General features: G+C 64.8%; 17 protein-coding genes and 1 pseudogene. 4 read left to right on the top strand and 14 right to left on the bottom strand.

Annotated features, from left to right (window positions below):
• Window positions 1-120 precede the first annotated feature (120 nt).
• The 4 genes from AC3WQM_RS00090 to AC3WQM_RS00075 form a co-directional block, all read right to left on the bottom strand.
• Window positions 121-3,036 carry a hypothetical protein gene (locus AC3WQM_RS00090; RefSeq protein WP_492676406.1) on the bottom strand — a complete coding sequence of 972 codons (2,916 nt, stop codon included), beginning with the start codon at window positions 3,034-3,036 and terminating at the stop codon, window positions 121-123.
• A 197-nt stretch (window positions 3,037-3,233) separates the two neighbouring features.
• Complete coding sequence (locus tag AC3WQM_RS00085) at window positions 3,234-3,809, bottom strand: hypothetical protein (protein WP_492676405.1); 576 nt, start codon at window positions 3,807-3,809, stop codon at window positions 3,234-3,236.
• A gap of 708 nt (window positions 3,810-4,517) precedes the next feature.
• Window positions 4,518-5,438, bottom strand: coding sequence for a response regulator transcription factor (locus tag AC3WQM_RS00080; protein ID WP_492676404.1), 921 nt, complete (start codon window positions 5,436-5,438; stop codon window positions 4,518-4,520).
• A gap of 363 nt (window positions 5,439-5,801) precedes the next feature.
• The gene (locus tag AC3WQM_RS00075) at window positions 5,802-6,746 is read right to left on the bottom strand and encodes a LysR family transcriptional regulator (protein ID WP_492676403.1); all 945 of its coding nucleotides are present in this window, start codon (window positions 6,744-6,746) and stop codon (window positions 5,802-5,804) included.
• Between the two features lie 470 nt (window positions 6,747-7,216).
• On the opposite strand from AC3WQM_RS00075, the gene AC3WQM_RS00070 reads away from it, so the two are divergent.
• The 3 genes from AC3WQM_RS00070 to AC3WQM_RS00060 are packed head-to-tail and all read left to right on the top strand — an operon-like array spanning window position 7,217 to window position 8,326.
• On the top strand, window positions 7,217-7,753 hold the full coding sequence (locus AC3WQM_RS00070; RefSeq protein ID WP_492676402.1) for a hypothetical protein: 537 nt from the start codon (window positions 7,217-7,219) through the stop codon (window positions 7,751-7,753).
• A 35-nt stretch (window positions 7,754-7,788) separates the two neighbouring features.
• Window positions 7,789-7,986: a hypothetical protein gene (locus AC3WQM_RS00065; protein ID WP_492676401.1), complete on the top strand. Its 198-nt coding sequence runs from the start codon at window positions 7,789-7,791 to the stop codon at window positions 7,984-7,986.
• A 22-nt stretch (window positions 7,987-8,008) separates the two neighbouring features.
• Complete coding sequence (locus tag AC3WQM_RS00060; RefSeq protein ID WP_492676400.1) at window positions 8,009-8,326, top strand: hypothetical protein; 318 nt, start codon at window positions 8,009-8,011, stop codon at window positions 8,324-8,326.
• 53 nt (window positions 8,327-8,379) lie between these two features.
• Here AC3WQM_RS00060 and AC3WQM_RS00055 read toward each other — a convergent pair whose 3' ends face one another.
• From AC3WQM_RS00055 to AC3WQM_RS00030, 6 genes are all read right to left on the bottom strand, one after another.
• Entirely contained in the window at window positions 8,380-14,574 is a 6,195-nt protein-coding gene (locus tag AC3WQM_RS00055) for an autotransporter-associated beta strand repeat-containing protein (RefSeq protein WP_492676399.1), read from the bottom strand.
• A 317-nt stretch (window positions 14,575-14,891) separates the two neighbouring features.
• Window positions 14,892-15,146 (bottom strand): hypothetical protein, encoded by a 255-nt coding sequence (locus tag AC3WQM_RS00050; RefSeq protein WP_492676398.1) that lies wholly within the window; start codon window positions 15,144-15,146, stop codon window positions 14,892-14,894.
• A 104-nt stretch (window positions 15,147-15,250) separates the two neighbouring features.
• Window positions 15,251-15,694 carry a hypothetical protein gene (locus tag AC3WQM_RS00045; RefSeq protein ID WP_492676397.1) on the bottom strand — a complete coding sequence of 148 codons (444 nt, stop codon included), beginning with the start codon at window positions 15,692-15,694 and terminating at the stop codon, window positions 15,251-15,253.
• A 155-nt stretch (window positions 15,695-15,849) separates the two neighbouring features.
• A complete protein-coding gene (locus tag AC3WQM_RS00040) occupies window positions 15,850-16,827 on the bottom strand; it encodes a Bug family tripartite tricarboxylate transporter substrate binding protein (protein ID WP_492676396.1) in 978 nt (325 codons plus the stop codon).
• Between the two features lie 30 nt (window positions 16,828-16,857).
• Window positions 16,858-18,123: a DUF1254 domain-containing protein gene (locus tag AC3WQM_RS00035; RefSeq protein ID WP_492676395.1), complete on the bottom strand. Its 1,266-nt coding sequence runs from the start codon at window positions 18,121-18,123 to the stop codon at window positions 16,858-16,860.
• Window positions 18,124-18,146: 23 nt separating this feature from the next.
• Complete coding sequence (locus AC3WQM_RS00030; RefSeq protein WP_492676394.1) at window positions 18,147-19,364, bottom strand: CoA transferase; 1,218 nt, start codon at window positions 19,362-19,364, stop codon at window positions 18,147-18,149.
• A gap of 90 nt (window positions 19,365-19,454) precedes the next feature.
• Between AC3WQM_RS00030 and AC3WQM_RS00025 the strand changes: the two genes are divergently transcribed.
• Entirely contained in the window at window positions 19,455-20,444 is a 990-nt protein-coding gene (locus AC3WQM_RS00025) for a LysR family transcriptional regulator (RefSeq protein ID WP_492676393.1), read from the top strand.
• 43 nt (window positions 20,445-20,487) lie between these two features.
• Here the strand turns inward: AC3WQM_RS00025 and AC3WQM_RS00020 are convergent, their stop codons facing one another.
• The 4 genes and pseudogenes from AC3WQM_RS00020 to AC3WQM_RS00005 form a co-directional block, all read right to left on the bottom strand.
• Window positions 20,488-20,712, bottom strand: a complete 225-nt coding sequence (locus AC3WQM_RS00020) for a hypothetical protein (protein ID WP_492676392.1) — start codon at window positions 20,710-20,712, stop codon at window positions 20,488-20,490.
• A gap of 109 nt (window positions 20,713-20,821) precedes the next feature.
• A pseudogene (locus tag AC3WQM_RS00015) lies at window positions 20,822-21,070 on the bottom strand (IS30 family transposase); the annotation flags it as partial.
• A gap of 193 nt (window positions 21,071-21,263) precedes the next feature.
• The gene (locus AC3WQM_RS00010) at window positions 21,264-22,256 is read right to left on the bottom strand and encodes an alpha/beta hydrolase (RefSeq protein ID WP_492676391.1); all 993 of its coding nucleotides are present in this window, start codon (window positions 22,254-22,256) and stop codon (window positions 21,264-21,266) included.
• 326 nt (window positions 22,257-22,582) lie between these two features.
• A complete protein-coding gene (locus AC3WQM_RS00005) occupies window positions 22,583-23,272 on the bottom strand; it encodes an SRPBCC family protein (protein WP_492676390.1) in 690 nt (229 codons plus the stop codon).
• Window positions 23,273-23,577: the final 305 nt, after the last annotated feature.

Genomic DNA, 23,577 nt, shown 5'->3' with positions numbered 1-23,577 from the left:
CCAGGCGCACAGTGCGGTTCACAGCGCAGGAAAGAGCAGAAGCAGCACCGCCTGAGGGGCGCCCTTCTGGGTGAAGCTCCCACGCCCGCGAAAGGCGTGGGAGGTCGGGTCGATCGACCGTTACTGGTTGATCTTTACGGCGAAGATCAACGTCGCCGTGCCGCCCGGTGCCAGGGTGTTGGCCGCGCTGCCGCAGCTCACCGTGGTGGCCGGTGCCGTGCCTGCATAGGTGACGGCCGTTCCGGTCAGGCCCGTCGACGAGCACTGCGTGGCCGCCGCGGGTTGCGTGGCACCCGTGAGGCTGGTGTACGCAGGCACCGCGTCGGTGATCTTCAGGTTGGAGATCGGTGCCACGCCTTCGTTGGTCGCCACGATCCGGTAGAGGACGCACTGGCCCGGCTTCATCGTCAGCAGCGCGGTCGAGAAGTTCGCGGGCGTGGCCGCTTCGGTCGCGTCGCAGTTGACGTCTGCCGCCTGCGTCTTCACCACGCGCACCTGGCCGCTGATGACCGTGCTCACGTCGGTGGCCGAAGGCGTACCGCACGAGCCGGCCCCCGAGGGGAACGTCACGGTCACGGTGGCCGTGTCGGTAGCGCCTGCCGTTGCGCCGCCGGGTGCGAACACCTTGACGAGCAGCTTCTGCGAGGTGCCGCCGACCAGCGGGCCGGGGATCGTTCCGGTGATCAGCGGATCACCGCCGTCGATCTGGCCGTCGCCGTTGGCGTCGATGTACACCGCGGTGGTCCATCCTGCCGTCATGTCTGCCGAGGGCAGCGTAACCGACACGGCGTAGGGGCCAACGCAGCTCTGCGTGCCAGTGGCGGTCAGCGTGTGGGCATACACCACCGAACCGCCGGGTGCGACCTGGCCGCTGTTGTCCGGCGTCAGCGTGGCACCGAGGGTCGAGGCGGCAATCACCGTCACCGCGTCGGTCTTGGTGTCGTTGGCGGGCGCCGTCGTCGACGTGGGCTTCGTGGAATCCACCCGGAAGTAGATCTTCTGCGCCGTCACAGGTGTCTGCGTCGCAGGCGGCGTGACGCAGACGTCGACCTTGCCTTGCGCCCCGACCGCCACGTCGATCTGCGTGATGGCGGCTGCGGTCGCACAGGTCTCACCCGCCGCGCCGGCCGTACCGGCGGTGACGAACTTGACTGTCCAACCGGCCGGCAGTGTGCCGGGGAAGCTCGGCGTCTGGCTGGCCGACAGGTTGTAGGTATTGGCCAGCGAGTCACCGTTCTTGACGAACAGATTGAAGAACGCTGCGCTGCCTGCTGCCACGGTCCGGGTCGTCGTCGGGTTCGGACTCGGGCCCGGGCCCAGGTCGCCGCCGGCGACCGTGCCGGTGCCCGTGCCGCCTGCGCTGTTGGTCAGGTCGACCAGCGAGCCGATCACGGCGGTCACGATTTCCTTGGTTGCATCCACGGCAACCGCCGGATTGCCCGCCGACTTGCCGGTGACCAGCACGGTGAACGGACCCGAACCGAGGGTCGCGGTGGCCGGTACGTTTGCGCGCACCACGATGTCGACGTAGCCGCCGGCTGCGATCGGCCCCGTGTCGGGAATGCCGTCGCCGGTCGTGTCGAGCAGCGGCGTAGCGCCGTCCACGGCCAGCAAGGTGAACGTGGTTCCTGCGGGGAATGTGCTGCCGCTCGTCGCGAGGTTGATCGCGTCGGTCGCATTGCCGGTGTTGAACACCCGATTCGGGAACGAGACGCTGCCGCCGGGGATCACCGAGGGTTGCGTGGTCGTGTCCGCGCTACCGTCGGCGGCGCCGGGGATCACGTCCTTGGCCGTCACGGCGGTGGACACGGTCGGCAGGTTGGTACCGATCGCGAAGCCGTAGCTGGCCAGCACGGTGAAGGCCGCGGGGTTCGACGTCGAAGGCAGCGAGCCCGGCGCCGTGGAGCTGGCGCTGGTTCCTGCATCGATCGGGTTGTACTTCACCGTGTTGGTGGTGGTCGTCACGCCGATGGCCGCCGTGTCGTTGACCAGCACCACGAAGCTGATGGTCTGCGACACATTGACGGGCAGTGCCTGGATGACCGCCGTGATGGTGTTACCCGACGCCTGGTAGTCGATGCCACCCAGATCGGCCGTCGAAGCATCCGTGAGGGCCGTACCCGCCGTAGGCGAGTTGCTCCACACGGCCGAGCCGGCAACGTAGGTGAAGCCGCTCGGGAGCGTGTCCTGCAGCGCCAGGGCACCGACCGCGCCGCCGGTGTTGCTCACGTTGATCGTGTAGACCGTGTATTGGCAGGTCGGGGTCGACGTCATGCCGGCCGCCCAAGTCGTCGAGCAGCTGACCAACGACGAGCGCGGACCGCTTGCGGCCGCCGTGGGCCAGGCACCACCGCCCGGTGCCTTCACGGCCGGCACACCGATCGCCTTGGTGACGTTGAACGCCGCCTCGGTGGTCAGGTTGACGTTGTCGCGGTCGGCCGCCGACGTGCTCGCATACGAGCCGAACACCGGCGACGAGGCGGGGACCGTCGCGGTCACCGTGCCGTAGCTGTACGGCGTCGTCGGCGTGCTGGCCGTCGAGGGAAGGCTGTAGGCCACCACGAACTGGAACACGCCGTTGTTGCCGGCGACCGTCTGCGTGGGCACGCTGCAGGTGGCGGCAGGAATGGCCGTGCACAGCGGCGTCGTGCTGTCGGGCAGGCCGTCGCCGTTGGCGTCCGCGAAGACCTCGACGCGCGAGAACCCGCCGGCTGCGGCGTCGACCTTGATGTCGAACACATCGCTGCCGTTGCCGGTGTTGGTCAGCACGTGAGGCGCATACACCGTGGCACCGGCCGCGCCGGTCTTGTTGTTCACGACGTTGGTCGTGACCGTGGTGTAGCTGTCCAGGTTGAACGAGCCGACCTGCTGCACCGTGGTCTGCACCAGGTTGGAGGTGGCCAGTTGCTGGTTGCCGCCGACATCGGAGTACGTTGCCGAGGCCTGGTTACCGATGACGGTGTTGGCGGGGGGAGGCGCTGCAAACGCGACCGAGGCTCCAAATACGAGCCCCAGGTACACCGTTGCCTGAGCCACCCACGAAGCAATCGGCCTGGAGCCGGCTGCGCCTGGGAATGGATGAGGTTTCACTTGGTTTGTCCTATTGATTTGTGGATGCGTGACGGAACGAGAACGGAAACGGGGACAGTCGACTTGCTACGAGAACCCGACCTGCGAGACCGGGTGGTGCCCGGCGCAGATCGAACGAAACACCTTCGGGAATGCCTTCGCGCTCACGGCTTCGACGTCGAGGGCGCGGCCAGTGCGGCACCGGGAACCACCTGCACCGCGCCTTGCGTCAGCGGCGCCTTGGGCACCACCACCTCGACCTTGGCGCGCGCGCTCACGGCAGTGACGCCGCCTGCGGGCAACTGGCCCAGCGTCCAGCGCAACGCGCGGTACTGGCTGTAGGGCAGCGGTTCGGTCTTGCCGCCGGGCAAGGCACGCACCAACGGCTCCGCAGCGAACACGCCGTCATCGGCCGCAGCCTTGACCAGCGAAGCGCCGGGCTTGGCACTGCGCGGCAGGTACTCCAGGCCTTCGGGAATCGGCAGGTTGCCGACCAGACCGGTCACGGCCTTGGGCGACTTGTTGGTGTAGGTTGCGCGGTACTCGATGACGTCGCCGGGCTTTACGGAAGCAGCGTCCACCAGCTGCTCGTCGCCCTTCTCGTTCTTCGTGACCTTGTGCTGCGTCAGTTCGACGACCACGGCAGCGGCAGCCGCAGGCCGCGCCGCCACGGGCGACTTGGCCACAGCGGGTTGCGCGAGCGCCGACACCCAGGCCCCGCACAGAAGGCTCAAGACCACGGCACCGCGAACATGCCACCGCATTGCGTTTCGTTGTACCTGTTGGGTCGCGTTTGCACCTTGCGATGCGGAAGGAATCGAACTCATGAAGTACCTTTGAATGAAAGAATGGCCAAGTGAAGACGTGAACCGGCATGAACGCGTTGCGCCATGCGAGGCATCGCCAAGCCTGCAAGCAACCTTCTCATCGGCATCCACGCATATCTCATGGAAGCCGGTCGCGACTGTAGAAAGAAAAGATCTGGAAAAACTGTTTACTAACATTGCTTAATATTCAGATAACTTAAAGTGTGAGAAATTCGATCAGCGTGTTTCATCCGTGATCAAAGTTTGAATATCTGGGAATCGTCGCCCCATCTCCTCGAAATATGGGCGCGACACTTCCGCCCTCTGGAAGGCTCCTTGAGTGCTTCGGGCAGGCGCGCACCCGCAATGAGCCTTGCGGTCTCGCGTATCTTGAAAATGAAAAAATGCCGCGCCTTGACAGCGGCGAAGGCGGCTTTTCAGTGCCTTGCCAATCACCTCGTCATCATCTGATGATGGAAGTGATTTCTCTCTAGCGTCGGGAGCGTCATCGACGCCTCATGGCGTGAGATGTCCCGGAACGATCGGATCCTGGCGTCCGCGCAACCTGCGCGATGTCGGAGAGGACAGCAGATGCCCGATGCAACGCGCCGCGCCTCAGCAGCGGCAGCAGACGGCCAGGACTCAGCCTCCTCCGGACTCCCCGTCGCGTGCCTCCCAGACACCAAACGACGGCCGGTCATCGGGAATCAGCGTTCCCTTCGCACCCTCGAAATAGAAGTTAAGGCGATAGCCTATGTTTCTTACGCTTTGAAGCTCACAGCCGTTTGGCTCTCCGATTTCCAGCTTTTTTCTCAGACGCGCGATGTGAACATCGAGCGTTCTCGTGTCCGATTCATCCGTACGCATGCGCGTCCACACAGCATCGAAAAGTGCCTTTCTCGAATGCACCAAGCCGGGGTTCCGGAAGAAATGCAATGCCAAATCGAACTCGATCGGCTGGAGCTTTATCTGCCGGCCGTTGAAGCTGACAACTCTTCCGAGAGCCTGAAAGTGATAGGCCCCGGAACGAAACTCCCCGTACAACTCGGCCGACGCACTGAGCCCCTTGAATGCCAGCACTCGGGCTTCGAGCTCGACCGGGTTACATGGCATCACGATGAAGTCTTCACTCGCCCCCTTCATCAACGACGAAACGGCGCCCAGCTGCGCTTCTCGAACCATCAGCAACAACGGCGCCTTCGGTCCCAGGACACTCCTGAGCATCTTCGCGCCAGACAGCAATCTGTTTTCCGAACCATCGAAGCCCGCCAAGAAGAGATCGAAGCGAGATCCGCGCATCAGCGCCGTCATCAGGTCCTCGCTGCAGTCGAACTGGACGGCCTTGTAGCCGAGCGAACTGACGATATCGCTCGCGCTTTCTCGATCCTGCTTCTCCACATCGAGAACGGCTGCCGACTTTTGAGGTTCCCCGGCATCGACTCGTCGCGATAAAAATGACAAAACGTTCGAACCCTCTAACGCAAGGCGCGTTGCATGGAGATCATTTCCGGAAGGAATCATGGTTATCAATTTCAGCCATCCGGAGCAGGATCGAAGGCTCATTCATCGGTTTCGGACCATCCTCCCCAAAATCGCACAAGCCTGCTCACCTGGCGCGCAACGACTCACATCACCCATCTCCGGACAGGCGCATCCAAGGCCGACTCTGCGGGACGGTGCCGACTGACGTGGCCGGCGTGCTGCGGGCGGACGCCCGAGCGAGGCTCTTGCATGGCCTCGATTTGTCTCACTCTCCCTTGCGTGTCCAGCTCGACGGACTGATTCGTTCAGCCTTCTTCTACCGAGGACTCAATTGTCCCGTTCTGAACCTTTCACGACAAATAAGAATTCGTCCGAAGACATCAGTACACGCTATACGTGAGGCGGAGCGCGTTCCTCGCCAGCGTCGTCCGTCCCTTCGTCTGCCTAGGGATGCTGGCTGACGTAGCGATAGAGAAACTCTTTGAGATCCAGTGCTGCCTCGCTCATCTCGCCGTCCGCGGGGCTCAGCACGCCCAGCGGCTTGAACGGGGGAATGTCAATGACGTCGAGCTGGGCCAGTTGGCCCAGTTCGATCAGCTGACGGAAGACGCTGTACGGCGCCAATACCAGCAGCGGCTCGCTCTGCAACTGGGCCAACACCAGCGGTGTGGACAACGCATCGATCTTCCGGTACTTCGGGCTCAGGCCGTGATGCTCCGTGAGCTGGTCGAACATGCGGCGCGCATGGGTCGCGGGGTGCAGCAACAGCCATGTCTCGTCGAACAGGTCGGCAAAGCCCAGCGAACGCCTCGCGACCAGCGGATGCTGCGGCCCGGCGACCACGACAAGCCGGTCGGGCATGAGCGCCGAGAAGCCCCACCCTTCAGGCTCCACGGCAGGTTCGCGGCACAGCATGAGATCGATCTCCTGCTTGAGGATCAGCGAGCCGATGCGCGGCACGTTGGCCTCCTGCACTTCGATCATCACCTCGGGCCTCGTGCGCGCGAAAGGAGGTAGGGCCCGCACCAGCAGCCCGCAGATGGCGCCGTGGATGGCGCCGATGCGCACGATGCTGTTGGCGCTCACGTGCCGGAACGCCACGAACTCCGCGCCTCTTTCGAGCGAGGCCAGTGCGCGGCGCACGAAAGGCAGCAACTCCTTCGCAATGCCCGTCATCCACATGCCGCGTGCATGGCGCTGGAATAGCACGCATTCGAGCAGTTGCTCGAGATCGGCAATGAGGCTGGTCACCGCGGGTTGCGACAACCCGATGGCATCGGCCGCGCGCTTGACGCTGCCCAGTTCGGCGACGGACACATAGGCCTGCAGATGGCGGATGCGAGCACCAGACGTGAGGCGCCCGAAGAGGATTTCTGATGATGGCGTCATGGTGGGTTGAACGTGCAGTGATCCCGGCATCGGGATCACCCCCCACGCAACAGAACCGCATGCGTGAGACGCAACGCTTGCACATGGAAAGTCCCGGCCTGCGAGCTATCTCTGCGATTCTTCTCCAAAAGACTATGTCGCTCGGATGCACATCCTACAAACGTCAACAAAGTGTCAACTTCCTCACTGTCTCGCGATGCAATGTGGGGATTTCAACTTGATTTTTTTATGAACAAACATTAACGCCGCACAGCGAAGTTGAACTGTTCGGCAACAACGATTCGAAGCCGTCTACATTCGCTGTGCCTCGCTGTCCACGTCCGCACCAGCGCATCGCAAACTTTGTGATCAAGTCCACCATCCTCAGCGGAATCTCGTTCGCGGCTCGCTGCCTCTCCTGCAAAATTTAATACGAAAGAAAACGCACCCAAAGTTATCTCGCCCCCTCCAAGCCCCCCCGAGACGCATGCATGTTTGAAATCATCCAAGGTGGAAGGTCCCGCACCGAAAGCAGAACACCGCCGCCCCCGGACTGGCACGCCAAGCTGCGGCAGTTGCAACGCATCGACTGGCGCCGCAAGCAGCGCATGATCAGCTCTGTCGGCCCTCGCACGAGCAAGGCAGCGGTTGTTTCGGTGACGGCATTCCTCGCAGTGCTGGCTGTCTCTCGCTCCCTGGAATGGCTCGGGTGGGTGCCCGTAGCGACCGCATTCGACATGCGTTGCTCGGGCCTGATCTCCGTTGCAGGCGGGGCCATGGCTTATGTGCTGGTGCAGCTGTGGAGTTCGGCGCCGAAAACCTGGAGTGCGCTGCTCGATGTGGATCTGGCAGCCTACGAACCCGTGGATCGCGACGCCTACCGGTACCTTCAGGACCGCACGCGTTCCACCGGTTATTTCGAACATGCCGCCGTCGCGTCATGGCTGCGCGACGAACGGGATGCCGTCGAGACGGCGGCTGGTTGGCGCAAGCCCCGGAACAGTGCATTCCTGAACAAGAAGGTGTGAGGCACGCACACGCGCCTCGTCATCGAATTTCCGCGATGAAACTTCCCTACTTCGCCTGCCTGTGCCACATCAAGCACCTGGCGTGGTCGCCTAGGCAGGGATGGATACGCCTGTTGCCGCGCGTGGGCCTGTATCGCTGCGCGAACTGCGGCAAGTCGCAGTTGTTCTTGCAGCAAGCCGCCGATGAAGCGCTCGCCAGGAACGCCGGGGTTCCCCAATCCCCCCGACATTGACACCGCAAGGAGACCCAAGGACATGGCACGCTGGACCTCGTCGATCGATGACATCCTGAAGATCAGGCTTGTTGCCCGGCAAATTCCCCTGGATGGCATCGCACGCATCGTGCTGCTGGACGACACCGCGATCGAAGGCGTGATCCGCGAAGTGAACGTCGGCAACAGCGGTGGCCACGGTGGGTGGCAGTACTACGGGGAATGCCAGATCGAAACCAGGAAGAAGAAATTGCGCACGGTCGACTACCTCGACGTGCGCTTTGCCTCCAGCATCTGGAGCAAGGACACAGCGGCGGAGTACGAACGGCTCGGCCTTCTGGTCAACGTGCAGCGGACCTGAGGCGGGCGCCGTTCGCGGCGGCAGCGAGCGCGATGCCCGCTGCCGCATCAACCTCAGAACCTGAGCTTCACGCCCACCGAGCCCTGCACCGACGACTTCACCCGCAAGGCGCCCCCGCCCGCGTGGAAGAGCTTGCCGACTTCACCGTACACGCTGGTGGTCGGCGTCAATGTCAGGGTGAAGCCACCCGCCACCTCTACCGACGAGTAGCCAACACCGTTCGCGAACGACGTCGTGCCCGCCGGGCCGACGAAGCGCGTGGTGTCGGTGCCCTTGAAGCCATGCCACAGGTTCAACCGCGCGTAGGGCTGCAGCCGCCCGGCGCGCGTCATGACGTCGCCGGTGAGCCGCACGCCCAGGCGCCCGATCACCGCACCGGCCGTCTGCTGTTCGACCCGTGCACCGCCGATGCCCACGTCGCCCATGTTCAGGCGGTTGTAGATCAGCTGCGCCTGCGGCTCCACGCCCCAGCGCTCGCCGAGCGCGAAGCGCTGCCCGACTTCGGCGGAGGCCGTGATGCTGTGCCCGTCAGCACCTGTGCCTGCGCCCATCGCGGTCGTCATGCCCGACACGTCGTGCATGCCGTACTGCAGCACGAAGTCGGCATAGCGACCGTTCTTCGCATAGGTGGCGTAGCCGCCCAGGTACAGCGCTTCCGCATCCAGGCGGCCCGCCTGGGCGCCCGACAGGTTCAGCCCGTAGATGCCGTTCACGCGTCCGTCACTGTGCAGCTGGCCCACGTACAGGCCGGCATTCCAGGCGTCGTTGGCGAAGAGGTCCACGCCCGTCTGGAAACCGCCCATGCTCACGCGGCTGCTGCTGGCGACCGGCCCGCCCTGGGCGATCGAGGTGTTGCTGCCGATGGCGCGACCCCAGCCGCGGCGGTTGGCACCGCCCCAGCCCGACGCGGCCTCGCCGCCGGACGCGGACGCGTCGGCCTTGATCGGCGTGCTCTCGTCGCCCATCCGGCGATGCAGGTTGGACAGCATGGCCAGGTCGCCCTGGCGCAGCATGTTCGGCAGCGCCGAGTAGAGCGGGACGTCGGCGCGGTAAGTCGGCACGGTGATCGTCGGCGATGTGGGCGACGCGGGCGTGCCCGGCGTAGCGGGTGGGGTCGGTGTGCCGCCACCGGGCACGGTCGTCGTCGAGCGCAGGTACCAGTTCTCGCCGGTGCCGTTGGCGTCGGCCGCATGCAGGCGGTACTCATAGGCGCCGGCATCGACGTGGCCGCCCGCCAGAGAGAACGCATCGCGCGTGGTCTGCGCCGTGGTGGTCGCGCCGTTCTGCGCGGTGATCACGTTGATGCCGTTGCCGGTGGTCAATGCACCGAGGCCGCCGATGTTGGTGACCTGCACCGTGGTCCTGCCCGTGGCCGCGGCGCCCGGTCCGTTGAGCACCAGTCGGTCGCTCACGCTGCCGCTGTCGCCCAGCGTGGTGCCGAGCTTGAGCAGGCCGCCACCACCGACGTAGTTGCCGTTGACGGTGAGCGTCGAGCCGGGCTTAGTGCCGACGAGCGAGACCGTGCCGCTGTTGGACAGCGAGGCCACGGTCTGGTTGAAGCCGGCGGTGTCCAGCGTTGCACCCGTGGCCACGGCGTGGGCCGAGCCGGGGCTGAAGACGCTCGCCGCGCCGGCCTTGAACGTGCCCTGTGCCACCTGCGTGGCGCCGCTGTAGGTGTTGGGGCCGGTCACGATCAGCGTGCCGCTGCCGTTCTTGGTCAGCGTGCCGCCGCCCGTGATCGCGCCCGACAGCGTTTCGGTGAAACTGCCCGTGTCCACGATGGGGTCGGCGATGCCTGTGAGCAGGATCGGGTTGGCGACGTTCAACCCGTCGGCCAGGAAGCCGAGGGTCGTGCCTTCGTTCATGGCCAGCTGGCCGCTGCCGAGCGCACCGTTGCTGCCGACGTCGATGCGCCCCTTCACGAGCGACGTGCCGCCGCTGTAGGCGTTGTCGCCCGTCAGCCGCGTGGTGCCTGACCCGATCTGCGCCAGCGAGCCGGCGCCGGTGATGCCGCCGTTCAAGGTCACGATGCCGCTCTGGTTGATAGCCAGCACGCCGTTGTCGACGATGGCACCGCCGCCGGTGAGCGCACCCGTGGTGCCGCCGTTGCCAAGCTGCAGCGTGCCGCCGGCGTCGATGGTCGTGGTGCCGGTGTAGCTGTTCGTGCCGGTGAACACCGTGGTGCCGGTGGCGGCGCGCGTGAACGTGCCGGTGCCGCTGATCGCTCCGCCGTAGGTCTGCGTGTCGAGGTTGTCGAAAACCACCGCGCCGTTGTTGGCGATGTCGTGGTTGCCGACATTGCCGGCAGTGGTGCCGCTGCCGCCGACGCGCAGCGTGCTGTTGCCGCCTACCTGGAGTTGTGAGCCGCTGCCGGCCAGCACCAGCGGATCGATGACGCGGACATCGGCGCCGTTGGTCAAGGCCAGTCGGTTCCAGCCGGTGCCGATGTTGGTGCCGCGCGCCACGTCGTCCGCAGCCAGGGAGCCGACGCTACGCTTCACGCCGTTGAGCTCCAGCAGGCCGCCTGCGCCGGTGCCGTTGGTGATGTGCGTGGTGTCGGCCAGCGACACGCCCTGCACCAGCACCCTGTTGCCGACACCGTTGCCGGCTTCGATGGCGCCGGCCAATGTGCCGCCCGTGAGGTTCACGGTGTCGGTTCCGTTGCCGGTTCGCACGACACCGGTGACGGCGCCGCCGCGCAGGGTGTAGGTGTCGCTGCCGGCATTGCCGGCCACTGCGACGGCGCTCGTGCTGGCGGCCTTGATGGTGCCGGTGTTGTCGAACACCACCCCGCCGCTGCCGCCGAGATCGACCACGGGCGACGCCGTGCTGGCCGACACCAGCGCGCCGGTGTTCGAGACCGACGGCGAGTTCTTCGCAACGAGCGCCGGACCGCCCGTGGCGCTGTTGACCGTCACGCTCGCGCCATTGACGACCGTGCCCGTGGTGTTGGCCACGACGCCCGAGCCTGTGCCGCTCGCCACGGTGACCGCGTAGCCACTTCCCAGTGCGAGGTTGCCCGTGGTGGTGGTGCCGTCCGCGTTCTGGAAGGCAAAGCCCGTGCCGCTGCCGGCCACGTTGAGCTGCACGCCCGTGGACGTCGGGTCGAGGCTGGTCGCGGTGCGGATGCCCGCGCCATTGCCGGTGTTGATGACGACATTGGTCAGGCGGATCGCGCCAATCTCGGCCTTGTTCTCGATGCCCGATCCCGTGCCGGTGGCCTGGATGACCACGTCCTTCGCGCTCAGGCTGGCAGCGCCCGTGTCCACGAGGATGCCGGCCGCCGTGCCGCCCGCACGGATCTGGCCGGCACCCGAGAGGGCCAGCGAAGCGCCGTTGCCCGCCAGGTGCACGGCCGCCGTGCCGTCGCCTGCCTCGATGGTGCCTGTGTTGGTGAGTGTCGCGGTGGCGCCCATCACCAAGGCGCCGGTGCCGTTGCTGACCTGCACCACCGCGCGGTTGTCGACCGTGCCCTGCATGCCGACCACGACACCGGTGGAGCCCGCGCCGATCAGCTGCACGTTGCCGTTGTTCACGAGCGTGCCAAGGTTCTGCGCCACGAAGCCGGTCACCGCGCCGGTGCTCGACGCGATCAGCGCGTGGTTCGTCAGGGTCGTCGCCACGGGCGCGCCATTGTTGGCGTTGGCCAGGTCGTGGGCCTGCCCGTCCACGACGCCTGCGGTGGCGCCAGCGGCGTTCAGGTGAATCGTCGTCGCAGCATCGATGGTGCCCGCCGCGCCGCCTTCGTTCACGATGGCGATGCCGTTCGCGCCGTTGACGTTGTAGACCGAGTTGCCCGTCGAGAGCGTGGTACCCGCATCGGTCGCGACCACGCCGCGCGCGCCCGCGCCGTTCACGTTGATGGTCAGCGTGCCCGCCGTCGAAGAACCGGTGTACGCCGCACCGCCCGCCACGCGGAACATGGTCGAGCGGTCGGTGGCCACGTCGAGGCTCTGCGCACTCACGTTGATGCGCGAGCCGGGTCCGTACGAGAAGAAACCGATCTGGTCGGTGCCGTTCGAGAACACGGGCACCGCGTTGGCCGAGACATCGACGACCGAGGTGCCGCGCGCATGCACGCCGATGGCACCGGTGCCGGTGAGCCGGATCTGTCCGTCGACCTTGGCGGTGGCCGTGTGGCCGTTCAGGCCTTCGGCCCAGATGCCGATGTTGCGCGTGCCCGTGGCCACGTTGGCGCCGCCGGCCACGCTGATGGTACCGGTGCTGGTGTGGCTGAGGGTGGCGTCGGCGCTGGCGGCCATGGCCTGCATGGCGATGCCGTTGACGCCGTTCAGCGAGATCACACCGTCGTTGCGCACGGTGGCACCGCCGCTGCTGTTGGCCTGCATGCCGATGTTCATCAGCGGGCTGGCGGCGTTGGCGGCGCCGTTGACCGCGATGATGCCGGTCGCATCGTTGACCAGCTCCAGGTCGGCCGTGCCGTCGCGCGCCGTCAGGGCCACGGCATTGCCGATGCCGCTGCCGATGGTGATCGTGCCTTCGTTGTGCACCTTCGCCGAACCGGCGGCTTCCACGCCACGAATCGCCACCAGGTTGCTCTGCACATCGGTCGCGCCCTGCCCTGCTGCGTACTGGCCTGTACGGCCGATGTACATCGTTCCCTTGTTGGTGAACGTGGCGCTGTCGACGGCCTGCACGCCGTAGGTGTCGCCCGGATTGCCCGTTTCGTTGACGCCGATGTTGATCACGCCCTGCACCTGGTTGACGGCACTGGCACTGCCGGCCGCACGCAGGCCGATGTTGACGCGGGCGAAGTCGGTGCGGTCTGTCACCGCGTTGGCCACGTTGACGAAGCCCTCGTTGCTGAATGTGGCCTGGTCGTTCAACAGCACGCCGAACGACCCCACGCGGTCGCCCTTGCCGCTGTTGATGCCGGTGGTGCCGTTGGCGGTGTAGGTGTCGGGGTCGTAGCCGACCGACAGCGAGCCGGTGTTCCTGATGGACGAGTTCTGCGACGCAACGATGTCCGGGTGGTTGCTGCCCGTGGTCTGCGACGACAGGTGGCCCGCGTTGTTGAGCGTGGCGCCGTTCACGAGGTTGGCGGTCGAGCCGCCGCTCCACCAGCTGGCGTTGTGGATGTGGCTGTCCTTGTCGATGTTGACGGTGCCGCCGTCGGACTCGATGAGGTTCACGCGGCCCAGCGGCATCCAGGTCTTCATGCCGGGCGTCTGCGCGGGCGCGGCCTGGTACTGCACCTGGAACGACTGCGTCGAGTAGCTGCTCGTCAACCGGCTCGCATAGTCGGCGGGCGACAGCAGCCCGGCCTGCACCTGGCCGATGAGGTAGTTGTTGTAGCGGCGGTAGCTGTCCAGGTCGGTCACGTTGCCGCCGGCCACGGTTTCCTGCTGGCCAGTGAGTGGGTTGGTCCACGTGCCGCCGGCAAAGCTCACGCCGCGGTCGAACTGCTGCGTGAGCTTCGTGACCGACGCGATGCCCGTGGCGGGATCGACGTTGCTGGGCGGCGGGGCGAGGTCGCCGCTGCCGAGGTCGAAACGCGTGTTGGTCTTGTAGTTCAGCGTGCTGCCGCTCTCGACCTTGAACACGCTCGTCTGCTTGGACAGCATCGAGAGCTTGTTGGCCGCGCTGGCGTTGGGCAGCGCCGTCGGGTCGCCGATCGTGACGTCGAGCGTCGAGCCGTTGGCCACAGTGGCGATCCGGCCGTCGACATAGACGTCCATGTCGCCGGGGCCCCACAGCTTGCCCACGGTGTTGCCGCTGGGTGCCAGTTGCGAATAGTTGTAGACCTGCAGCTTGCCCGTGTCATAGACCGTGGCCGTCTTCGAGGCGCCGGTGATCGGGTCGCGGTAACTGATGTTGAGCGACGGGTCGTCGTTGTAGACCAGCTGGCGCCCGGCCACCGTACCGCTCGTCATGAGATTTGCGGCCTCGATGGCGCCCAGCGTCGGGTACGAGTAGTTGGTGGCGCCGGGCTGCACGCTGGCATAGCTGCCGGTGAGCGTGTGGGCGGCCCCGTCGGAATATGCCTGCTGACCGGTCTGGTTGCTGTTGGCTGCGGGCGTGTAGGTGCCCAGCACGTCCTGCGCATGCGCCAGACCTGCAATGCCGCCGAAAAGTCCGGCCATCACGAGCAGCGAGGGCAACCTCGCCGTGCGACTGGATTTCGACTTGCCACGCGTGACTTCGGACGTGGCAACCCACGTACCCGACACGTCACTCCAGATGCTCTTATGTATCTTGTTCAACTTTTGCTCCCTGAAAGTGCACACTGAATAGATATGTCTTCATAACTATCTATCCGCGCACTTTCGCACTGCTCGAGAGCCTGCCGAAGGAAGGAATGCTCACAAATGGTGCGCTTGCAAATTGGAAGCAACTATTTGTTCACGCTTTTGCACTCAATTTTTGTGTTCTTTTGGTAACGCGACGAACAACACTTTGTCGTGCCGTGCTTGGGAATGAGAAGAAGCGAAGCGAGACCCGGCCATCGGCCGGATCGCTGCGGACACACGCGCGCCGTGTCGGCGTGGGGTCAAACCATCGTGTGTCGCGATGTACACAGCGAAGCGACCGGAAGCGCCGCGCGCTACTGTTTTTTTCGCTGGTCGACGATGTGCTGCAGCGCGGCTTCGAGGGTCGGCCAGCTCGCAAAGAGATAGACCTGCTCCCCGTGATCGAAGCGGCCGCCGAACTCCGCCAGCACAGAGGAGTGGTCCGACACGCTACCCAGCAGCGCCGGTTTCATGCGGCCGTAGGGCTGGGGAAATTCGCCCACACTGCAACCGAGTTGCGTTGCAAGAAACTGCACCCTGTCGGTGCCGTCGGGACGAGTTAGCAACATTCAGAACACCGCATGCACGGGCGGATTTCGCAGACAACGCGCCCCGATCGGTTCGTGTCTGTGTGATCGCTTCCGCCATTCCCGACGACACCGGTCGAGGTGGATCAGGCCGCCGATGCGGTCGCTACGGCCATCGCATCCGGCGATCCCGCATGTCCGCCCCAGGCCCACTGGGTCTTGGAGCGGCTGCGCGTACGGCCGATGCGCGTGGCGGCCCGGGGATGTCCTGCGAGGAAGGCCGAGACGATCGCGGCCGTGGCTTTCGTGGAGGCCAGCACCTGCGTCATCTCGACCTGCAGCGGCGATGTCAGCCCACTGGTCCCGCAGACGCGGCGGAATTCAACGAGGACCTCGGCGGCCAGTTCACTGTCTGCGCGCGGCTGGCCGTGGGCATCCATGACCCACCGCTCCACCCGCGCTGCCGCCATCGTGCGAAACACCCCGATGACCTCCAGGCGACGATGCGTCGATCCCTCGACGGGAATCGGCAACACGAAGTCGTAGGAGAACACTTCGGCCTGGGACGACGAAACAACGGCCATGTCCATGGAAATTCAACGCCTTGCTTGATGTGAAAAATCTAAGCAAAAAGTATCCGCTTGAAATGACAACGAACTGCAGCGGAAATCTCAACCTTTGTGAACTTTCGCGCATTCTGCGCGGCGGCTCCACACGCGCCACCGCTCGTTTTCGCGGGTGACGCTCACTCGGCCGTGATGTTCGCGGCCTTGATGATCTGCGCCCACTTGCGCGTTTCGCTGGCAATGAACGCACTGAACTCGGCGGCGCTACCGCCACGCAATTGCAGTCCTGCCGCCTCGGCCTTTCGACGGACGTCCGCGTCGGCCACCGCCGCGTTGATCTCTGCGTTCAGCCGCTCGACGATGTTGGCAGGCGTTCCGGCCGGCGCGAGCATGCCGTACCAGCCATAACCCACGACGGAAGGCAGGCCCTGCTCACGAAAAGTCGGTGCGTTCGGGTACAGCGGCGAGCGCTCTTCCGTGGCGACGCCCAGCACCCGCAGCTTGCCGGCCTGTATGTGGGGAATCGCAGTCGAGATGGCCGTCAAGGTGGCGTCGATCCGCCCGGCCAGGAGCTCGGTGTAGGCCGGCGCATCGCCGCGGTACTGCACCACGATGCCCTTCGTGCCGGAGGCCCGCAACAGAAGCTCGGCCGTCAGGTGCGGGGCCGAGCCCGCCCCCGGCGATCCGAAGGTTGCGCCCTTCGGGTCGGCCTTCATCTGCTTGATGAACTCCGCGACCGTCTTGTACGGTGCGTCGGCATTGACCACCAGGAACAAGGGCGCAATAGCCGTGCTGGCGATCGAGGCGAAGTTCTTGTGCACGTCGTAAGGCAGGCCCTTGTACAGCGCCTCGCCGATGGCAATGGGTGCGGCCGCGTGGAGCAGCGTGTAGCCGTCTGCCGGCGCCTTGGCCACGAAGTCGTTGGCAATGCGCGTGCCGGCACCGGCCTTGTTCTCGATCACGATGCCCTGCCCGAGCCGTCGTCCGAGGAAGTCGCCGAGCACGCGCGACAGGATGTCGTTCGACCCACCTGCACCGTAGGGAGAGACCATGCGGATCGGCCGCGCTGGCCAGGCCTGTGCGTGGCTCGATGCGCTCCAGGGCAAGGCCAGGCCGGCTGCGGCGGCAAGAAGGTGTCGGCGGTTCATTGTGGTCATGCGTGCGTGTCTCCGTTGATTTTGTGAGTGTCAGATCGGCTGGATCGGCGGGTAGTCGAACCGCAGTTCCAGATGGTCGGCATGCGGCTGATACAGCCGCAGCACGACGTAGAACAGCTCGCCCTTCGGCGCCGGAAGCCAGTTGACACCCGGCCCTGGGTCGTCGGCCTGCAGCCGCAGGGCCAAGCTGCCATCGGCGTCGTGGTGCAAGCCGGGCGTGCGATCGCCGATCGAGTACCGGTGGATGAGGTTCGCGACAAAAAGACAGTCGCTGCGGCGGTACATCGTGAGCGACCAAAAAGCGCCCACCTTCAGCCCCTTACCCGGCGCAAACCGCAACTCGTAGCGCAGCGATCCATCGAGCGGCGCGCCGCGCGCGTCCACCTCGGCGGTGGGATACATCGCCTCTTCGACGCCCAGAGCGCCGATGAAGTTGCGCGCGATGCGCGCACGCGTCAGGTAGTCGTCGCCCCAGTGGGTCTTCACCATCACCGGGATCGCCCAGCCACCGCCCAGATCGTGCGGCTGGTTGCTGGTGCGCAGCCGTTCGTAGACGGCAGGCAGCGACGCCTGCAGCTCGACTGCGGCAGGAGGCCACATCTCGCACTCCCCTGCCATCGGCGGATTGCGGCGCAGCGCGGCACTCACGATGGACAGGTACAGGTCCGTAGCCGGAGTACCCGCATCGCGCCCGTCCATCCACGTGTCCACCCGCATCGCCGCGTCGCTGCCATCCAGGCGCACGAGCCGCATCCTGGCTTGCGTCTCGCGCACGCGCGCCGCATCGTCGCCGTCGTCCTCCACGAGATGGCGGCCGATCAGCCACACGTCGTCGCCCGGTGCGGCAATCGTCTGCGTGATGTCCGAAGGGACGACGCCGCGCCATGCGGGGCCATGCACCAGCGTGCGTTGGGGCCGGTTGCCCGTCGTGCGACGCCCGACGTAGGCGAAGGGATTTGTCCACGCGTCCAGCAGGCCGAGGGTCCAGTAGCGGTCGCCCATCTCGGGCGATTCGATGATGACTGGCCCTTCGGACAGGTCGAGCCAGGCGTTGCTGTAGACCGTGTCGTTGTTCGGGCTGACGACCTCCTTGTCGTCCGGGCCGAGGCGGCGATGCGTGTGGGTGAACTGGTTGACCCACCGCACGGCCGACGCTGCATCTGGCGCTGCGAAGCCGAGCACGGGGTGCCGGCGCGCGGTAGTGGCCGCGCGCATCCGCATCATCTCGAACAGCGGCAGCGTCTGGATCACGACGGCGTCGCAGCCGTGCGAGAGGGGATCGATCTTCGAATTCATGAGGGGTGTCTTCTCTTTCTGCGTCATGCCACTGCGCCGGCGCGGCGAAGCTCGTCGATCTCGTTCGCTGCGAGCCCGAGGTCGGCCAGGAGCCGATCGGTGTCGGCCCCGCACGCAGGCGCGGCCGGCGGCGTGGCTCGTGGGGCGTCGCCCAGCCGATAGGGCAATGCGAGCGACGGGTAGCGTTGGCCGTCCGCGCCCAATGCATCGACCAGTATTCCGCTGGCCTGGACGTCCGCGCTTTGCAGCACCTGTTGGTAGCTGCGCACAAAGCCGACCACGATCTGGTTACGGCTCAGCAGCGCCACGCATTCTTCGCTGGTGAAGGACGAGAGGCATTCACGCAGCACGATGCGCAACTCGCTGCGGTGCTGCACCCGCAATGCGTTGGTGCAAAAACGCGGATCGGTCGCGAGCGGCTCGCGTCCCATCACACGACAGAACCGTGCCCAGTGTTCGTCCGCATACGCGGACAGCACGATGTGCCCGTCGCGCGTGGGCACCACTTCGGCTGCAGGCGCGTTGTTGGGCTGGCCGTCGCCGATGCGCGTCGGCTCGGGTGCGCCGCCCAGGTAGTCGCACCACGTGGTGGCCTGCAGATGCAGCGCCACCTCGAGCAGCGACGTGCGCAACGTCTCGCCGACACCCGTCTGTGCGCGCCCGTAGAGTGCAGCGAGCACCGCCTGGGCACCCAGGTGCGCCGCGGCCGCATCGATGATCGGCACCCCCACCTTCTGGGGCAGGCGGTCGGGCTCGCCCGTGACCGACATCAAGCCGCTCTCGGCCTGTGCCGCGATGTCGTAGCCGGGACGCGCGCTCGAAGGGCCCAAGTCCCCGAAGCCCGAGATCGACAGGTAGATGACCTTGGGAAAGCGCTCGCGCACCGCGGACGGGCCCAGGCCCAGCGCATCGACGGCGCCGGGGCGCAGGTTCTGGATCACGACGTCGCTGTTTTCGATCAGCCGCCACGCGATCTCCCGGCCTGCGTCGCTCTTCAGATTGAGCGCGATGGACTGCTTGCCGCGGCTGTAGGCACGGATCATCGACTCGCCGTAGCGACCGATGTGCCGAGCCTGGTCGCCCGCCAGCGGTTCGATCTTGATCACCTGCGCGCCCAGCTCGGCCAGAACCATGGCCGCGCCGGGCCCGGCGATGTACTGCCCCAGGTCGATCACGCGCACGTTCTGCAGCGGAGCTGGAGGGGCGGATCCGCTTGTTGTCTCTTTGGATTCGAAGTTCATTGGGCGCGACGTTATCGCCTTCCCCGATTCTTGAAAATTCGATAATCGTGAGGGAGTGATCACAATTAGATATATGCCGTGGAACCTGAAATGGACACCAAAACCGACCGCCTGGTCCGCACGCTGCGCCTGAGACACCTCGAGCTGCTCGTGGCGCTGTCCGAGACCCCCACGATGCGCGGTGCCGCGGCGCGGCTGCATCTGAGCCAGCCTGCCATCAGCAAGATGCTCGGCGAGCTCGAACGCTGCTTCGGGGCCCGGCTATTCGAACGCAGCCATCTGGGAATCCATGCCAATGCGCTGGGGGCGAGCGCGGCGTTTCGCGCACGCGCCGTGCTGCATGAATTGGCCCGCGCCACCGCAGACGTGGACGCCATGCAAAGCGGCGTGACGGCGGTTCTGCGCGTCGGCGCACCGTCGGTCACTGCAGCTGTTCCCGCAGCCATCGTCAAGCTGCGGGAGCGGCTGCCGGGCGCCGCCGTGCAGTTGCGAGAAGGCCGCGTCCACGAGCTCATCCATCGCCTACTCGAAGGGGAGCTCGACTGCGTCTTCGGCGCCATCACGCCCGAGCTGATCTCCAGCGACATGATCCCGTTGCTCGAGCCCGTCGTGCTGCTGAAGGACGAGCTGTGCGTGCTCGCGTCTATTTCAAACCCAAGCGTCGCCCCACGCAGGTTGCAGTGGGCCGACCTGCGCGCCGCTCAGTGGGTGCTGCCGCCGAAGGAAACGCTGGTCAGGCAGGCGTTCATGACCGTCTTCCTGAACGGTGGCGTGACGCCGCCCGTGCCGGTCATCGAAGCCATGTCCTCGGTCACGATCGGCACCGTGCTTCGCAAGGACCCTTCGCTGCTGTGCGCGGTACGGCTTGAGCACGCGCTGGACGAAGTCGCCCGGGGCGGCGTGCAGAGGCTCAAGGTCGGGCCCCAGGTCGTCCTGCCGTCGTTCGGCCTGTTCTTTCGACGCGACGGCATGGCGCGGCCGGCGATCCTCACGGCGTTTGCGGATGCCATACGGTCGGTCACGCGCCAACAAATCGAGAGTAGATACTTCTTGAACCGTCCGAACTCGTCCCTCTCTTGAAGTCGTGCCTTAGCCCATGAGCCGACGCGCACCGCCTCGACCTCTAGGACTCGACGACGGCGCACACATTGGAAGCCGGGGCGAAAGCCATGATCGGGCCCAGTTCCGGCCCTCGACCGACGTGACGAAGGAAGTTTTCGAAAAGATCGCCCGGACTGCGGTGGCGGCGCACAAAGGCTAAGAGCTTTTGCGGGCCATGGAGACCGGTGCCGGCGGCTGCCTCCAGATATTGCTCCAGCGCCTGGTCACGGTCGCTTGCCGCCAGCATCACCGCTCGTGCACTCCGGCAACGTTGACCCGCCGCTTCGGACGCCGAGAGCGCGCCTGTGGCTGAGAGCAGGCCGTCAATGACCGCTTGCCGCGGCGGATTCAACCGGTCAATGCAACACATTCGCAAGCGTCTTGCACGGCCTCTCGTTCAATTGTCTCGCGCTTGCGTTGAGTTGAAGCTGTGACAAGCCCGATATATTCATACCCTTGGGCATGTACTGCCCGAGTAGCCCGTTCGTGTTCTCGTTGCTTCCGCGTTGCCAGAGGCTTTGCGGATCACAGAAGTAGGCTTGGATGTCGGTGGCCACTGTGAACTGCTTGTGAGCATGCATCTCAGTACCTCGATCCCAGGTCAGTGGCGTACCCGAAGCAGCTGAGCGGCAACTGCGGCGCGGCGCTTGTGTCACACGGGACCGACTATCGCGAGTTTCAGAGCAGGGAGAGCGAGACTATCCGATCGTTCTACCGTTGGCAGGTGCGTGCGCTCCACCGCAGAGCCCGCACGATGCGTTCGGCGAGACCACGAGGGCGTGTCGCAGGCTGCATGCCCTATGGTTTAGCATTTTTGCGATCGGCCTGACTGACATTGGCGGCAAGCCACGCTTCGACCTTCTGGACAATCATTTCCGTGCCACGTTCGATGATGAACAAATGTCCATGCCCAGGCATGCCCCAATCCTTCCCCAAGAGGGTCACCGGAACGTTCAGCGCGGCAGCTGTTTGGGCAATGCGATCCGGAGGCACCGTGCGGTCCTCTTCGGCAGCCAGCAGCAACATCGGGACTTGGTCTTTCCAGATCGTCACCTTCGAACGATCGATCTTGAAATCGTCTGACAAGCCGGCCGCAGCATTTCGGATTCGCGGTGAATAGAGAACCAGAGAAGAGAAGTAACTGTCGAACGCTTCCTTAGGGAAAGTCGAGGTGTTGGCAAACCTCTGAAGCGCGCCTTCCCGAGTAGTCCCAGACAGTCGGTCCAGTGGGGCCGCGGGGACGATGTTGCCGACAGTCTCAACCGATGCGGGGGCTAGTGCCACAACTGCGCGTACCGATTCGGGTACGCGCTCCGTTAGTTTGATCGCTAGGGCGCCGCCGATGCTGTGTCCCATGAGGACCGCTGGACCAGTGCGCGACAGCAAAAGGGCCAAGATTTCCACGACATCAGCAGGGGTGTCGTTCAGGTTCTCGGGACGCGAGCCAGAGCGCCCGATACCCGGCCAATCCACGACATGCACATTCCAACCAGCGCGTGCCAAGTGGAATGCCCACCCGGGTCGACCATCGGGCGTCGTCGTCCATCCAGTCCCAGTATGAGAGCCGCCATGAACCAGAATCAGGTTGCCCCTGGGCGCAGCCTGCGGATCAGGCCGCCAAGTCTGAACGTACATCGCATGCGTCGCATTCGCTACGAAAGATTCGCGCAACGGGGCCACACGCTCGTCCGAGTGCGCCAGATTGCTGTGAAACGCAAATAAGCCGAGCAGACAGATCGAAAGAAGCAATCGTTGCGCAGGGGAAATCCACGAGTACGCCAGACCAATCATTGCATCTCTCCGAGTTGCGAGAATAAAAGTATATACATATCGTACCTTTTTTGACGCCAATATCTTCCTTGAAGTGCGACAGTACGCACGCTCTCTGGTTGCCCGTTTGGCAAAGAGAATTGGCGGCAATACACGGAACGCGCGCGGGGGTACTCACCTTCCACCGCCCGTGAGTTGAGTCACAGTCGACAGGGCAGCCGCGCGGTTCGGTCTTGCCAGCGCCGCCTTGCTATTTCTTCCCGCGCGTCGCGTACGAAGAGCCTGGCGCAGAAGCTGCGGGTCATTTCACACGCTATGCACTGGCGCCTCTCCGCGCCGTGCAGTGACTACCTGCGAAACAGGTCCGAAAGCCAGCGTGCCAGGCCCGACTTCTGACGCGAAGAGGTCTGGTCGATCAAGGTTATTTCGATCTTCAGGATCACGGTTCCTTCGGAAGCCGCGGGTTGAGGTGCTGCGGCGGGCATTGCCGCAGCGGGGACGGAGGCGGGATTGACTGCCTTCATCGGCACGGCCGTTTTCCCCGATGGGGCCACGGCCAAGATTGCATCTTTCTGGGCGCCGTCTGGCGCATATCGGATTAGCAACTGCTTCCGGAAGGCATCAAAAAACTCACCGGCCATCTTCTTGGCCGTCATATCAATGAGCCTGGCCCCGATCTGAGCCAACTTGCCGCCAATGTTTGCCGAAGTGGTGTACTTCAGCAGCGTCGTATCGGCATCAATTTCGCTCAGCTCGATGCTGGCGTCGCCTCGGCCGAAGCCCACCGCACCGCCCTGCATACTGAACTCGAGCCGATAGGACGTCGGCTCGATCACATCCATCATGCGCATCTCGCCCTTGAACCTGGCACGAATCGGCCCCACCGCAGCAGCGATCAGCAGTTCGTATCGCCCATCTTCCTGCAGGTTGATCGCCTCGCAGCCGGGAATGCAGGATTGAAGCAAGCTGACATCATTCAGTGCCTCCCAAGCAATCGCCTGCGATACAGGCAAGCTGATCTCGTCACTCATCTTCATGGAATCATCTCTCTATCAGTTGTGCGAAGGGATTGCATGCGGCCACTGACCCGATCCCCGCCTTGTTGAATGTATGGAAGCAGCGGCCAGTGCTGCGTGACACGATTGCCCAGATGCTGTGAACCCTTCCGGCCAAGACCGCGATGGACACGCTCTCAAAACAAAAAACCTTTTAAGCTGAATCAAGACGCTGACATAGTCGAATGCACTGAAACGTGCGTACTTACGCTGATCACCTTTGTTCAGCTTGTATTCGTAGAGCAGCAGCGCGCACGGCACGCACGATGCTGTTGTAGCCAGTGCAG

Source organism: Variovorax sp. FW301-JW7 (assembly GCF_058788795.1).
This window is presented reverse-complemented; position numbering and strand designations above follow the sequence as displayed.

Bases quoted from the DNA above. Each gene is read 5' to 3' on its own strand.
- AC3WQM_RS00025 (WP_492676393.1), top strand. From the start codon at position 19,455: ATGGACACCAAAACCGACCGCCTGGTCCGCACGCTGCGCCTGAGACAC.
- AC3WQM_RS00010 (WP_492676391.1), bottom strand. From the start codon at position 22,256: ATGATTGGTCTGGCGTACTCGTGGATTTCCCCTGCGCAACGATTGCTT.
- AC3WQM_RS00080 (WP_492676404.1), bottom strand. From the start codon at position 5,438: ATGAGCCTTCGATCCTGCTCCGGATGGCTGAAATTGATAACCATGATT.
- AC3WQM_RS00040 (WP_492676396.1), bottom strand. From the start codon at position 16,827: ATGACCACAATGAACCGCCGACACCTTCTTGCCGCCGCAGCCGGCCTG.
- AC3WQM_RS00035 (WP_492676395.1), bottom strand. From the start codon at position 18,123: ATGAATTCGAAGATCGATCCCCTCTCGCACGGCTGCGACGCCGTCGTG.
- AC3WQM_RS00005 (WP_492676390.1), bottom strand. From the start codon at position 23,272: ATGAAGATGAGTGACGAGATCAGCTTGCCTGTATCGCAGGCGATTGCT.
- AC3WQM_RS00030 (WP_492676394.1), bottom strand. From the start codon at position 19,364: ATGAACTTCGAATCCAAAGAGACAACAAGCGGATCCGCCCCTCCAGCT.
- AC3WQM_RS00045 (WP_492676397.1), bottom strand. From the start codon at position 15,694: ATGGACATGGCCGTTGTTTCGTCGTCCCAGGCCGAAGTGTTCTCCTAC.
- AC3WQM_RS00075 (WP_492676403.1), bottom strand. From the start codon at position 6,746: ATGACGCCATCATCAGAAATCCTCTTCGGGCGCCTCACGTCTGGTGCT.
- AC3WQM_RS00050 (WP_492676398.1), bottom strand. From the start codon at position 15,146: ATGTTGCTAACTCGTCCCGACGGCACCGACAGGGTGCAGTTTCTTGCA.
- AC3WQM_RS00060 (WP_492676400.1), top strand. From the start codon at position 8,009: ATGGCACGCTGGACCTCGTCGATCGATGACATCCTGAAGATCAGGCTT.
- AC3WQM_RS00065 (WP_492676401.1), top strand. From the start codon at position 7,789: ATGAAACTTCCCTACTTCGCCTGCCTGTGCCACATCAAGCACCTGGCG.
- AC3WQM_RS00070 (WP_492676402.1), top strand. From the start codon at position 7,217: ATGTTTGAAATCATCCAAGGTGGAAGGTCCCGCACCGAAAGCAGAACA.
- AC3WQM_RS00020 (WP_492676392.1), bottom strand. From the start codon at position 20,712: ATGCTGGCGGCAAGCGACCGTGACCAGGCGCTGGAGCAATATCTGGAG.